Below are 12,356 nucleotides of genomic sequence, written 5' to 3'. Positions count from 1 at the left end.
GCGGCAGTCCCGCCGCAAGGATCGGCCATCGTCACGCGTTGCCAATGAGCACACCGGCTGCCAGTACCAGTCCGCCGCCCAGCACGACCTGGAACGCCGCCCTGAGGAAGGGCGTTTCCATATACCGGTTCTGGATGAAGGCGATCGCCCACAGTTCGATGAACACCACCGCGATGGCAATCCCCGTCGCAAGTGCGAAATGCGGGATGAGATAGGGCAGCGCATGGCCGAGGCCGCCGATGGCCGTCATGATGCCTGAAGCGAGCCCCCGCTTGACGGGCGATCCGCGTCCGGAAATCCTGCCGTCGTCATGCGCCGCCTCCGTGAAACCCATCGAGATGCCGGCGCCGACCGAGGCCGACAGCCCGACCAGAAAGGTCTGCCATGTATCGCCCGTGGCGAAGGCGGCCGCGAAGATCGGCGCGAGCGTCGAGACCGAGCCGTCCATGAGACCGGCGAGGCCCGGCTGCACGTAGGTCAGCACGAACTGCCGGCGCGCCGTCTCGCTCTCCGCATCCTTCACGGCGTCCGGCGTGTGCTCTTCGCCCAGTCTTCGGGCGAGCGTTTCATGCGCCTTTTCCGCGATGGCGAGATCCCCCAGCAGCTTGCGCGTTTCGGCATCCTCGCTTCTCGCCGCCGCGGCGAGATAGAAGCGATGCGCCGCGTCCTCCATTGCCTCTGCCTGCTCGCGTGCCTTTCCGATCGGCATGGTCCCAACCAGCCAGTCGGGCTTGCGCTCGGGGAAGTCGCGGACATGCTCCCGCCTTATCAGCGGTATGCGGTTTCCGAAGCGCCGCACGTGCCGGTCGATCAGCATCTGCCGGTGGCGGCTTTCCTCCTCCGCCATGTCCTCGAAGACCCGGGCCGAGTTCGGGAACTGTTCGCGCAGCGCATCGGCATAGGCGAGGTAGATTCGTCCGTCGTCCTCCTCCGAGGAAATCGCGAGCGCGAGCACCTCCTGTTCACTGAGCGATTCGAGCGGGCGTTTGTGGGGACGGAACAGGCGCGAAAACATGGGGATACCTTTTTAGAATAATTCTAAAATAGGAAGGCGATCGCATTCGGTCAAGCTCGACGGATGTGGTTCGTCTGGCTAAAGTGTCGCGCGTCGCAACAAGGCGAGGCCGGCGTGAGTGCCATCATCAGACCGCTTTCCACGAGCCGGGATACGCTGCTCGACCGGCTCGGCAGCCATGTCGCCGCGCGGCTCCTGAAACAGACCTCCGGCTACGAGCCCTATACGCCGTCCGATCCCCAGACGCTCGCCCGCACCTTGAGGCCGGGTGACGTGCTGCTCGTCGAAGGCAACCAGAAGGTCTCAGCCGCCATCAAGTATCTGACGCAGTCAACCTGGTCACATGCCGCGCTCTTCGTCGGCGACGAGATCCCGCTGACGATCGATCAGGCCACCCTTCCGGCGACGGAGCGGCCGCAACTGATCGAGGTCAATCTCGGTGAAGGCTGCGTGGCCGTGCCTCTCTCCAAATACCGAACCTACAACACACGGATCTGCCGCCCTGTCGGCCTCACACCCGAGGATCGGGACCGTCTCATCGCTTTCCTGGTGTCGAAGCTCGGCCTGAAATACGACCTCAAGAACGTCCTCGACATGCTGCGCTACTTCCTGCCGACACCGCCGGTTCCGGTGCGTTGGCGCCGGCGGATGATCGCCTTCGGCTCGGGCGATCCGACGCGGGCGATTTGCTCCACGCTGCTTGCCGAAGCCTTCGGCGAGATCCGTTATCCGATCCTGCCCGATGTGATCCGCGCGCCGGGCCGGGCGGCGGCGACATCGACCTACTCCCGGGCGGAAATCCTGCACATCCGCCACCACTCGCTCTACACGCCGCGCGACTTCGACCTCTCGCCCTATTTCGAGATCGTCAAGCCGACGCTGGAATACGGCTTCGATTACAAGCTGCTGTCCTGGAGCGGGCGGCAGGACGACGACACGGTCCCCGAAAAGTGAACCGGCCGGCGCGACAATCCGCGGCTTGCATCGGCGGGCCGATCACCGCTATGCCGGTTCCATGACCGAAACGACACCAGACAGGCAGACGCATTTCGCGGCAATCCGCGCCAAGGCCGCCGCCGACATGGCGGCGATCGGCGTCGGTGCCGGTTTCATCCCGTTGCTCGTCGACACGTTCTATGGCCGCGTGCGCCAGCACGCCGAACTCGGCCCCATCTTCGACGCCCGACTTGACGGCCGCTGGCCGGAACATCTCGAAAAAATGCAGCGCTTCTGGTCGGCGGTCGCCTTCAAGGACGGCGGCTATGGCGGCAAGCCGGTCATGGCGCATCAGGGGGTGGCAGGCCTCAACCCGCCCCTCTTCGAGGCCTGGCTCGGCCTCTTCGCCGCAACGCTCGACGATATCGCTCCGACGCCCGAGGCCAAGGAATGGTTCATGGCGACGGCGGAACGCATCGCGAAGAGCCTCGTGCTCTCGCTCTTCTACAATCCGGCAGACGACGACCCCGCACGCCGGCCGGCCTGAGGCGGGCCGGCGTGCTGTGCCGCCATACCGACAGGGTGAAATCAGCGACCTGAATACGGCGCGAGAACCTGATGAAGGATCGCGATGCGGTTCAGGCCTGCTGTTGCGAGCCGCTGCTCGTGACCCCGGCGCTTGCCGCGACGACGAGGCCCGTTCCGAGCATCTGCAGCGGGGTCATCGCCTGCCCCAGCACGAGGAAGCCGGCCAGCGCGCCAAGCGCGGGCTCAAGGCTCATAAAGATGCCGAAGACGGACATCGGCATGCGGCGCAATGCGATCATCTCCAGCGCATAGGGCAACAGCGGCACGAGGAGCGCCAGTCCGAGCATGGTGCCAAGGCCATCCGGCGTCATGACCTCGCCGGCGCCCGCGAGACCGAAGGGAGCGGCCGCGACAGCCGCGACCAGCAGCGATACCGACAGACCATCGAGCCCCTTGAAGAGAGTACCCGACCTCTTCATGAGCACGATATAGCTGCCCCAACCGGTCGCAGCGCCGAGCGCAAAAAGGATACCGACGGGATCACCCGTCCAGCCCGCACCGTCATGCGAGAGCAGCACGACGCCGACGAGGGCTGCGAACGGCCACACAAGCCGCCAGCCGGCACCGAGCGCGACCGTGGCAACGGCAAGCGGCCCCAGGAAGTCGATCGCCACCGCGAGCCCAAGTGGAATGCGCTCGATCGCCGAGAAGAAGCAAAGCGTCATACCGGCCATGGCGACGCCGAGCGACAGGGCACTTTTCCACTGTGCGCGGCTGGAACGCCGCATCGGCGGCCGGACGATCACGGCAAGGATGCCGGCGGCGATCGCGAGGCGGAAGAAGGTGGTCGTTGAAGGGCCGTAGGCGGCCATCACCGTGACTGAGAGGGCTGAGCCGACCTGGATAGAGGACATGGAGAGCAGGCAGAGGGCCACACCGCCGATGAGCGTGGTCCGGCCCGGTCCGCCGATCTCGCCGCCGTCCAAGGCGGCAACGCTTGCCTGTTGTTCCGTCATGAGCCTCCCCCCTTTTGCTGACGCAGCCGTAGCCGAGCGGAGGTCTCGTAGCAAATTGATAGTTATCAGTCTTTGCTTCAAAAAAGCTGATCCATACCGCCATGGGTCGGGCAAGGCGACGGGCGCCCCGCCCGAATCGGGGCAGGATCAGCCCTGGCGCAGCGGCGAGATCGCGATCTCCACACGCCTGTTCTGCGCACGTCCCGCCTCGTCGCCGTTCGAGGCGATCGGCCGTTCCTGGCCGTAGCCCATGGCCGACATGCGCCGCTGGTCGACACCGCGCGCGGCGAGATAACTTGCGACATTGCCGGCACGGCGTTCGGAAAGTGCCTGGTTGTAGCCTGGGCTGCCGGTCGAATCCGTGTGGCCGTCGACATCGATCAACGTCTTGTCGAACTTGCGCAGCACGATCGCGACGGAATCGAGCGTCGGGTAGAAGGGCGGGATCACCTGGTCCTGATCGGTGGCGAAGGTGATGTTCGACGGCATGTTGAGCACGATGCGGTCGCCCACGCGCGTTACCGAGACGCCGGTGCCCTGCAGTTGCGCCCTGAGTTCCGATTCCTGGTTGTCCATGTAATTGCCGATGGCGCCGCCGGCGAGCGCGCCGACGCCGGCGCCGATCAGGGCGGCATTGCGGCGCTGCACCGGGTTGTTGCCGACCAGCAGTCCGGTCGCGGCGCCGAGACCCGCGCCGATCAGCGCGCCGCCTGCCGTATTCGACATCTTCTGCTCACCCGTATAGGGATCGGTTGTCGTGCAACCGGACAGATAGACGGCAGCGACGGCTGCGATGGCGAACTTCTTGTGCATGACGACGGTCCCCGAGGTTTCCAGATGATTCTGCTTCAACCTGGCGATTGAGGCAACACGGTGGAAGAGCCGGGGCCACCTGGCATTTTCCTCAGGAAACGCGACGGCGGCCGGAACGCGGCGCGAAATCCCGCCCGGCGAACGGACCGGCTCCCGGAGATACGCCCCGCTTTGCCGCGCGGGGCAAAGCGGGAATGTTCGCATCCCTATTCGACGAGATCGATCGTCTCCGTGTTGCCGCCGGTGCAGGTATAGCAGCAATCGTCGCAGGCATCGGCATTGTTCGGCCCAGTGCCCCAGTAGGTTCCCTTGTCGCCGGACACCCAGGCACCATAGCAGATCTTTTCTCCCTCTTCGCAGGCAAGCGACATCTCCTTCGCCTCGCCGTCATCGAGATAGTAGATCTCGCCGTTCCCGGGCCAGACGTGATCCCGGTCCTGGCTGTAAAGCTCGACCTCGACGGCATTCGGGTGGTTGTTGCGCATGACGAACGTGACATCCGACGCTTGCGCACCGGCCGCTGTACCGGCAACCGCTGCAAGGCAAATGACGGCAAGACGAAGGCGGCCGGCCCACCGCCCGGCAGCAGCAAAACTTCTCTTCATGTTGATCCCCATAGAAACGGACGGCGCGTCCGCGTCGTCAGGCGTAGCACGCCGGCGGACGACCCGGAATGACCGTCCGCAAGCCGATCGGGTCCGGCAGGGGTCCGCGCTGGTCGTTCGCTCCTCCGAAAGCTGCAAAATGGAGACGGTACAATCATTTATAGCAAATGCCGCGCTCAGGCTGCTGCGGTGGCGACCGTCCCCAGGTTCTTGTAGAACAACGTCGTCGCACAATAGCGGCCGTCGGGATAAAGCGCATAGTCGGGAATAATGCCGACGCGCTGCCAGCCCAGCCTCTCGTAGATCGCTTCCGCCGGGCTGCCGGTCGCCGTATCGAGCACGAGCACGAAACGCCCGCGGCGAGCCGCTTCCGTTTCGGCAGCCGCCATCAGCGCCCGGGCATGGCCGCGGCCACGCGCCGCCTCCAGGACCAGCAGCTTCTTGAGGTCCGCCCGATGAGGCTGGTTCGGCGGCAGGGCGATGCCGAGCTGCACCGTGCCGACGATACGCCCCTCCTCCTCCGCCACGAACAGCAGGACGGCCTCCTGCGCCACGGCCTGCGCCACACCCTGCCAGAATGGAAGGGCCTCCGTCGGACCATAGGGTGCCATGAAACCCACGGAAGCCCCGCCGGCGACGCAATCGGCGAGCACCGTGCAGAGTTCGCCGACACGCGCCTCCGTCTCCCTGGCGTCGAGCAGTCGAACCATGGCCATTCCGTGCCCTCAGGATCTGCCGCGATCGAGGATGACGGCGTAATGCGCCGTTGCCTCGCCGGGATTGTGAAAGACATGCCCCTCTGTGATGCTCATGAAGAGGCAATCGCCGGCCTGAAGCCGATGGGTCGTGCCGGCGACCGTCATTTCAAGCATGCCGGCGAAGAGCCAGATATGCTGCGTCATGCCCTCTTTCGCCGTTTCCGGCGGAAAGGCGGCGCGCCCGCCCGGTGGAAACGCGACCTCGACCACCTCGACCCGCGACACCGTTCCGGCGGGCGAGACGGCGCGACGCTCGTAGCCCGTTTCCGGATCGCGCCACAGCGGCTGGTCGCCCCGGCGCGACAGCGGGTCGCCGGACGTCCGACCGAAGGCGAAAAACGCCGACAGCGTCTCCCCCAGCGCGGTACAGAGCCGCGACAGAAGCTGGGCGGTCGGGCTCGCTTCTCCCCGCTCGACTCGCGAGATCATCGCCCGGCTGACCCCCGACCGTTCGGCGAGCTGGTCGATCGTCAGGCTCTGCGCGGTGCGCAGGCTACGCAACCGCTCGGCAATCTCAACGTCCACGGCATGCTCTGGATTTTCCATTATCATAGAATTTACTGATCTCATAATGGAGTCAAGGCACACAGGAAAATTTTGGGTGATGCCGCTGCAGCGACAACGCAGCGGCATCACACTCTACTATGGCGGCTGAAACAGGACGAATCCCATGACGCAACCGACCGCGGGCGGCCCCTCGCTCTTTTCCATTACCGCCATCGTCGTATCGATGACGTCGGTTGCGATCGGCAACGGCCTGATGCTCGCCTATGTGCCCTTCATTCTATCGCGTGCTGGCGTCCCCGATTTCGTGCCGGGCGCCGCGGTGACGGCAATCGCCTTCGGCGGCCTCGTCGGCTGCGTCATCGCCGGTCCCGTCATCCGGCGGGTCGGCCATGCGCGGGCGTTTTCCTGCTCGCTTGCCCTGGTGATCCTGGCGGCGCTGCTCGTCGCGACGGGCGTGAACCCCCTTCTCTGGATCCTGGCACGAACGCTTTACGGCGTCGCCGGCAACACCAATTTCATCATCGCGCAGAGCTGGCTCAACCACGCGAGCGAGAATCACTGGCGCGGCCGCGCCATGTCCTTCTTCTACATGGCCTATATCATCGGCCTCGGCGTCGGCGCCTGGACCTTCGGCCGGATGCCTGTCGAGGGAAACGCTGTTCCGCTTGCCACCATCTTCTTCACCACCATCGCCCTCCTGCCGATCGGACTCACCCGACTGCCGACGCCGCCGGCGCCCGCCCGCGTCGCGGTCGATCTCGCCATGGCCTGGCGCAATTCACCGGTCGCCCTCGTCGGCGTGCTCGCGGCCGGCGGGCTCTCCATGGTCGTTCAGGGATTCACCCCGATCTACGCCGCGACGAACGATGTCGGCCAGCAGGACGTGGCGCTCCTGATGTTCGTCATGCAGTTCGGACTGATGTTCGTCCAGTATCCGCTCGGCGCGCTGTCTGACCGCATCGACCGCCGTGTCGTCCTCATCCTCACCTGCATCATCATTGCCGGCACGGCCGTCGTGGCGCTCGGTGTGTCCTTCGCCAATCTCGTGCCGCTCATGCTGGTCTTCGCGATCTGGGCCGGGGCGGTCGAGACGGTCTATGCGATCGCCAACGCCCATGCCAACGACCGCACCGACCCGGCGGACTTCGTGCCACTCGCCTCGACGCTGCTCGTCGCCTGGTCGACCTCGGCGACGGTCGTACCGTTGTTGGTAACGGCGCTGACGCCGGTCCTCGGCCAGCAGACCTTCATCTATGCCGCGATGGTCGTTGCGATCGCCTACGGCCTCTTCGTCCTCACCCGCCTGCGCCGGCGCGAGACGGTGCCGGCGAGCGAGCGGGAGAGCTTCGAGGTGAAGAGCGCGCAGGTGCCCAATGCCGGCGCGCTCGTCGAAGGCGGAAACGCCCGGGAATAGAGCCCCTGGAGCGCCGCGCAACGGTTCATTTACCGCTTTGCGGGCGTCCTGCCCGCTGCTATATGGCGCGCATGAGCACCAATTCTTCGACGCCCCTCGACCATATCCGCAACTTCTCGATCGTGGCCCATATCGACCACGGCAAGTCGACGCTCGCCGACCGCCTGATCCAGACGACGGGCGGCCTAGCCGAGCGCGAGATGTCGGAACAGGTGCTCGATTCGATGGACATCGAGCGCGAGCGCGGCATCACCATCAAGGCCCAGACCGTGCGCCTGCACTACAAGGCGAACGACGGCGAGACCTATGTGCTGAACCTCATCGACACGCCCGGCCATGTCGACTTCGCCTATGAAGTGTCGCGCTCGCTGTCGGCCTGCGAGGGTTCGCTGCTTGTCGTCGACGCGTCGCAGGGCGTGGAGGCGCAGACGCTCGCCAATGTCTACCAGGCGATCGACAACAACCACGAGCTCGTGACCGTGCTCAACAAGATCGACCTGCCGGCGGCCGAACCGGACCGCATCCGCGAGCAGATCGAGGAAGTGATCGGCATCGACGCCTCCGACGCCGTGCTGATCTCTGCCAAGACCGGCCTCGGCATTCCGGATGTGCTGGAAGCGATCGTCAACCGCCTGCCCGCGCCGAAAAGCGAGGGCGGGGAGAAGGCACCGCTGAAGGCGCTGCTCGTCGATTCGTGGTATGACGCCTATCTCGGCGTCATGGTCCTGGTGCGCGTCATCGAGGGCCGGATCAGCAAGGGCCAGACCATTCGCATGATGGGCACGGACGCCAAGTACACCATCGAGCGCGTCGGCGTGCTGACACCGAAGATGGTTGCGATGGACTCACTCGGCCCGGGCGAGATCGGCTTCATCACCGCCTCGATCAAGGAAGTCGCCGATACGCGCGTCGGCGACACGATCACCGAGGACAAGCGCCCGACGGCGAAAGCCCTGCCGGGTTTCAAGCCGGCCCAGCCGGTGGTCTTCTGCGGCCTCTTCCCGGTCGATGCGGCCGACTTCGAGGACCTGCGCTCGGCGATGGGCAAGCTGCGCCTCAACGACGCGTCCTTCTCCTTCGAGATGGAATCGTCCGCTGCGCTCGGCTTCGGCTTCCGCTGCGGCTTCCTCGGCCTCCTGCACCTCGAAATCATCCAGGAGCGCCTGGAGCGCGAGTTCGACCTCGACCTGATCGCGACCGCGCCCTCGGTCGTCTACAAGCTCTTCATGACCGACGGCTCGGAGCGCGAGCTGCACAATCCGGCCGACATGCCGGACGTCGTGAAAATCGCGGAAATCCACGAGCCGTGGATCCGCGCGACGATCCTGACGCCCGACGACTATCTCGGCGGCATCCTGAAACTCTGCCAGGACCGCCGCGGCATCCAGATCGAGCTGACCTATGTCGGCACGCGCGCCATGTTGACCTACGACCTGCCGCTCAACGAAGTCGTCTTCGACTTCTATGACCGGCTGAAGTCGATCTCCAAGGGCTATGCCTCCTTCGACTACCAGATCACCGACCACAAGGAAGGCAATCTGGTGAAGATGTCGATCCTGGTGAACGGCGAGCCGGTCGACGCACTGTCGATGATGGTGCACCGCATGGCCGCCGAGAAGCGCGGCCGCGAAATGTGCGAGAAGCTCAAGGAACTGATCCCGAAGCACATGTTCAAGATCCCGATCCAGGCCGCCATCGGCGGCAACGTGATCGCCCGCGAGACCATCTCGGCGCTGCGCAAGGACGTGACCGCCAAGTGCTACGGCGGCGACGCCACCCGCAAGCGCAAGCTGCTGGAAAAGCAGAAGGCCGGCAAGAAGCGCATGCGCCAGTTCGGCAAGGTGGAGATCCCGCAGGAAGCGTTCATCGCGGCGCTCAAGATGGGGGATGAGTGAGGGGCGGAGCGGCCAGACAGCCTACTTGGAATTTGACCTTCCGCCGGATCCGCCGGAAATGCTGATCCACGGAGAAAACGGCCGCATCCGTGACCGGAACTCCTACGGCGACGATCCCTTCCCGCCGAAGGGATAACGGCGTCGGCGCAGGAATACGATCTGCCCATTCCTGCGCCGGTTATCCCCCTACACAGCCTCCGCGGCGACCGCCGGCTTCGTCTGCACGCCGAGCACGATCATCAGCGCGGCGACGATGAGGATGGCGCCGCTTGCCGCGAAGACCGTGCCGACGCCGGCAAGGTCAACCAATGCGCCGCCGGCTGCGGCGCCGGTGGCGATCGCGAAATTGATCGCTGCGACGAAGAGACCGCCGGCGCTTTCCGCCTCGTCGGGCACGGCCCGCGTGATCCAGGTCGACCAGGCGACCGGAACGGCGCCGAAGACCAGGCCCCAGAGCGCAACCATTGCGGCGTCGGCCGCCAGGCTTCCGCCGAAGAAGGCGAGCAGCAGCGCCAGCGTTCCCATGACGAGCGGCATCAGTGCAAGCGTCAGGCGCATCGAGCGCTCGAGCAGGAAGGCGCCGAGATAGTTGCCGAAGAAGGTCGCGATGCCGAAGCCGAGCAGGATGACCGAGACGCCGGTAAAACCGACATGCGTCACGGTTTCCAGGAACGGCCGGATATAGGTGAAGAAGGCGAAGTGACCGGTGAAGACGAGCAGGATCGCCAGCATGGCGACGGCGACGGCTGGGCGCGCCAGGACCTCGACCAGCGTGCCGAAGCGTGACTGGCCGCGCGGCGGCAGCGACGGTAGCGTCGCAAGCTGCACGAAGAAGGCGACGGCGCCGAGAACCGCCGCCGCGATGAAGACGTTGCGCCAGCCCGCCACCTCGCCGAGATAGCTTCCGAGAGGCGCTGCGAAGACGGTCGCAGCCGAGACGCCGGAGAACATGACGGAGAGAGCCCGGGCAACGTAGGCCTCCGGGACGAGCCGCATCATGGTGGCGGCGGAAAGCGTCCAGAAGCCGCCGAGCGCCACGCCGAGCAGGATGCGCCCGGCGAGAAGCAGCGGCAGGTTCGGCGCCATTGCCACCAGCAGGTTCGACAGGACCAGCAGCAGCGAGAATCCGAGCAGCACGAAACGCCGGTCGATCCGTCGCGTCGCCACGGTGATGGTGAGGCTGGTGACCAGCGCGACGGCTGCCGTCGCGGTCACGGCCTGGCCTGCCATGCCTTCGCTGACGCCAAGTTCGGCCGCCATGGGCGTCAGAAGGCTTGCCGGCAGGAACTCCGCCCCGACCAGGCCGAAGACGCCGAGGCTCATGGAAAAGACGGCGCCCCAGTTCGGCCGGTCGCCAGCGGTGGCGCCCTGCGCCCCGATTATCCTGTCGCTCATCCGCAGATCCTTTCGTTGTTGCGGTGCACATATACGGCAGATGGGTGGATTTACCAGACGATCCATGCCATTTTATCCGGAATGCTTGATCGAAACTCCCATAATGACGCCGTCGACCCCGTCAGCGAACTGCTGCTCGGTATGCGGCTGCGCGGCGCGAGCTACGGCCAGTTGCGGCTCGCTCCGCCGTTCGGCGTGCGGTTTCCCGCCGGATCGGAGGCCCGTTTCCATTTCATTGCCGCCGGCACGCTTCTGCTGCGAGCGGCCGACGGGACGCTGACGCCGCTTGCCTGCGGCGACGCTGTCCTCCTGCCGCGGGGCGACGAACATGCGCTGGTTTCTGCGGCCGGCGTGCCGCTGCGCGGGCTCGATAGCTACGAGACGACGCGGCTGTGCAGCGATGTCTGCGCGATCCGGGAATGCGCGCCGGACACCTGTCGGACGAAGGACACTCTGGTCTTCACCGGCCGCATGGAGTTCGAGCTGGAAACGCTGCATCCGCTGATCGGTCTCATGCCGGCGGTGATGTCGGTCGGTGCGCTGCTCGGCCGTCAGCCGGAGATCATGCCGCTGCTCGAGGCGATGGAGCGGGAAATGGCGCAGGAGCGCGCCGGCTCCGCCGGCATCCTCGCCCGCCTCGCCGACGTCGTCGCCGCGACGATCGTGCGCGGCTGGGTCGAATGCGGCTGCGGCGACGCCACGGGCTGGATCGAGGCGCTGCGCGATCCGCGTCTCGGCCGCGTCATCGCCGCCCTGCACCGCGATCCGGGACGGGCCTGGACGGTGGCGGAGATGGCGTCCGCCATGGGGAGTTCACGGTCCGTCTTTGCCAAGCGTTTCGTCGATGCGACCGGCACGACGCCGCAGCGCTACGTGCTGGCGCTTCGCATGCGGCTTGCCGAGCAATGGTTCCGCCGCGACAAACTGCCGATCGATACCGCCGCCCGCAGACTCGGCTTCAGCTCGCAGGCCGCGTTCACGCGCGCCTTCAAGCGGGTCATCGGCTATCCGCCCGGCAGGTCCCGCCTGACACCCGACGCGGGCCGCCCCGCCGCGACGCGATAGCCCGAGCGGAACGTTCAGGCGTCATCCGGCGGGCGTCTCCCGGCTTTCGGTATCGACATAATATTTCGCGTAATGGTGGCGGTATTTTTCCGCAGCGCCGAAATCGCTGTAGCGCGATAGCGCCGCCATGTCGGTCTTGTTGAGGATGACGCCCAGAACCTTGGCGCTGATGCGGCCATCGGACTCGAGAATGTCGCGCACCATCGGTGCCGGGGTGCGGCCCCATTCGACGACGAAAAGGAAACCGTCCGCCATCGGCTCGAACGCCTTGGCATCGACGACCGGGCCGAGCGGCGCGAGATCGACGATCACATAGTCGAAGGCCTTGCGTGCCTCCTCGACCAGCCGCGCCATGCCCGGCGAAGCGAGCAGTTCGTTGGTGTGATGCAGCCTGTCGCGCGAGGCGCCG

At 65.8% G+C, this 12,356-nt stretch carries 12 protein-coding genes and 1 pseudogene; 5 read left to right on the top strand and 8 right to left on the bottom strand.

Annotated features, from left to right (window positions below; translation table 11 throughout):
* Positions 1-31: 31 nt before the first annotated feature.
* Complete coding sequence (gene mbfA, locus LXM94_RS12395; protein ID WP_235771699.1) at positions 32-1,015, bottom strand: iron exporter MbfA; 984 nt, start codon at positions 1,013-1,015, stop codon at positions 32-34.
* A 114-nt stretch (positions 1,016-1,129) separates the two neighbouring features.
* On the opposite strand from mbfA, the gene LXM94_RS12390 reads away from it, so the two are divergent.
* Positions 1,130-1,969 (top strand): C40 family peptidase, encoded by an 840-nt coding sequence (locus LXM94_RS12390; protein WP_235771698.1) that lies wholly within the window; start codon positions 1,130-1,132, stop codon positions 1,967-1,969.
* Positions 1,970-2,030: 61 nt separating this feature from the next.
* Positions 2,031-2,498 carry a group III truncated hemoglobin gene (locus LXM94_RS12385; protein ID WP_235771697.1) on the top strand — a complete coding sequence of 156 codons (468 nt, stop codon included), beginning with the start codon at positions 2,031-2,033 and terminating at the stop codon, positions 2,496-2,498.
* Between the two features lie 91 nt (positions 2,499-2,589).
* On the opposite strand, the gene LXM94_RS12380 is transcribed toward LXM94_RS12385, so the two are convergent.
* From LXM94_RS12380 to LXM94_RS12360, 5 genes are all read right to left on the bottom strand, one after another.
* Positions 2,590-3,495: an EamA family transporter gene (locus LXM94_RS12380; protein ID WP_235771696.1), complete on the bottom strand. Its 906-nt coding sequence runs from the start codon at positions 3,493-3,495 to the stop codon at positions 2,590-2,592.
* A 147-nt stretch (positions 3,496-3,642) separates the two neighbouring features.
* Positions 3,643-4,308, bottom strand: coding sequence for an OmpA family protein (locus LXM94_RS12375; protein WP_235771695.1), 666 nt, complete (start codon positions 4,306-4,308; stop codon positions 3,643-3,645).
* Between the two features lie 206 nt (positions 4,309-4,514).
* A complete protein-coding gene (locus tag LXM94_RS12370) occupies positions 4,515-4,913 on the bottom strand; it encodes a hypothetical protein (protein WP_235771694.1) in 399 nt (132 codons plus the stop codon).
* Positions 4,914-5,089: 176 nt separating this feature from the next.
* Complete coding sequence (locus LXM94_RS12365) at positions 5,090-5,629, bottom strand: GNAT family N-acetyltransferase (protein ID WP_235771693.1); 540 nt, start codon at positions 5,627-5,629, stop codon at positions 5,090-5,092.
* A 9-nt stretch (positions 5,630-5,638) separates the two neighbouring features.
* Entirely contained in the window at positions 5,639-6,223 is a 585-nt protein-coding gene (locus tag LXM94_RS12360; RefSeq protein ID WP_235771691.1) for a helix-turn-helix domain-containing protein, read from the bottom strand.
* A gap of 118 nt (positions 6,224-6,341) precedes the next feature.
* On the opposite strand from LXM94_RS12360, the gene LXM94_RS12355 reads away from it, so the two are divergent.
* Together LXM94_RS12355 and lepA are read left to right on the top strand one after the other, a co-directional pair.
* Positions 6,342-7,592: an MFS transporter gene (locus tag LXM94_RS12355; RefSeq protein ID WP_235771690.1), complete on the top strand. Its 1,251-nt coding sequence runs from the start codon at positions 6,342-6,344 to the stop codon at positions 7,590-7,592.
* Between the two features lie 62 nt (positions 7,593-7,654).
* A complete protein-coding gene (gene lepA, locus LXM94_RS12350) occupies positions 7,655-9,487 on the top strand; it encodes a translation elongation factor 4 (protein WP_235771688.1) in 1,833 nt (610 codons plus the stop codon).
* Between the two features lie 186 nt (positions 9,488-9,673).
* Here the strand turns inward: lepA and LXM94_RS12345 are convergent, their stop codons facing one another.
* A complete protein-coding gene (locus LXM94_RS12345) occupies positions 9,674-10,882 on the bottom strand; it encodes an MFS transporter (RefSeq protein WP_235771681.1) in 1,209 nt (402 codons plus the stop codon).
* An 81-nt stretch (positions 10,883-10,963) separates the two neighbouring features.
* Between LXM94_RS12345 and LXM94_RS12340 the strand changes: the two genes are divergently transcribed.
* Positions 10,964-11,947, top strand: a complete 984-nt coding sequence (locus tag LXM94_RS12340; protein WP_235771679.1) for an AraC family transcriptional regulator — start codon at positions 10,964-10,966, stop codon at positions 11,945-11,947.
* A gap of 21 nt (positions 11,948-11,968) precedes the next feature.
* Here the strand turns inward: LXM94_RS12340 and LXM94_RS12335 are convergent.
* A pseudogene (locus LXM94_RS12335) lies at positions 11,969-12,356 on the bottom strand (chain-length determining protein); the annotation flags it as partial.

It is taken from the genome of Rhizobium alarense (assembly GCF_021555155.1).
Classification (GTDB): Bacteria; Pseudomonadota; Alphaproteobacteria; order Rhizobiales; family Rhizobiaceae; genus Rhizobium_D; species Rhizobium_D alarense.
The sequence above is the reverse complement of the archived record's forward strand: the minus strand, read 5'-3'. Positions and strand labels throughout refer to the sequence as shown.

Coding starts and splice junctions, on each gene's coding strand:
- LXM94_RS12345 (WP_235771681.1), bottom strand. CDS start 10,882: ATGAGCGACAGGATAATCGGGGCGCAGGGCGCCACCGCTGGCGACCGG.
- LXM94_RS12380 (WP_235771696.1), bottom strand. CDS start 3,495: ATGACGGAACAACAGGCAAGCGTTGCCGCCTTGGACGGCGGCGAGATC.
- LXM94_RS12355 (WP_235771690.1), top strand. CDS start 6,342: ATGACGCAACCGACCGCGGGCGGCCCCTCGCTCTTTTCCATTACCGCC.
- mbfA (WP_235771699.1), bottom strand. CDS start 1,015: ATGTTTTCGCGCCTGTTCCGTCCCCACAAACGCCCGCTCGAATCGCTC.
- LXM94_RS12365 (WP_235771693.1), bottom strand. CDS start 5,629: ATGGCCATGGTTCGACTGCTCGACGCCAGGGAGACGGAGGCGCGTGTC.
- LXM94_RS12385 (WP_235771697.1), top strand. CDS start 2,031: ATGACCGAAACGACACCAGACAGGCAGACGCATTTCGCGGCAATCCGC.
- LXM94_RS12370 (WP_235771694.1), bottom strand. CDS start 4,913: ATGAAGAGAAGTTTTGCTGCTGCCGGGCGGTGGGCCGGCCGCCTTCGT.
- lepA (WP_235771688.1), top strand. CDS start 7,655: ATGGCGCGCATGAGCACCAATTCTTCGACGCCCCTCGACCATATCCGC.
- LXM94_RS12360 (WP_235771691.1), bottom strand. CDS start 6,223: ATGATAATGGAAAATCCAGAGCATGCCGTGGACGTTGAGATTGCCGAG.
- LXM94_RS12340 (WP_235771679.1), top strand. CDS start 10,964: ATGCTTGATCGAAACTCCCATAATGACGCCGTCGACCCCGTCAGCGAA.
- LXM94_RS12375 (WP_235771695.1), bottom strand. CDS start 4,308: ATGCACAAGAAGTTCGCCATCGCAGCCGTCGCTGCCGTCTATCTGTCC.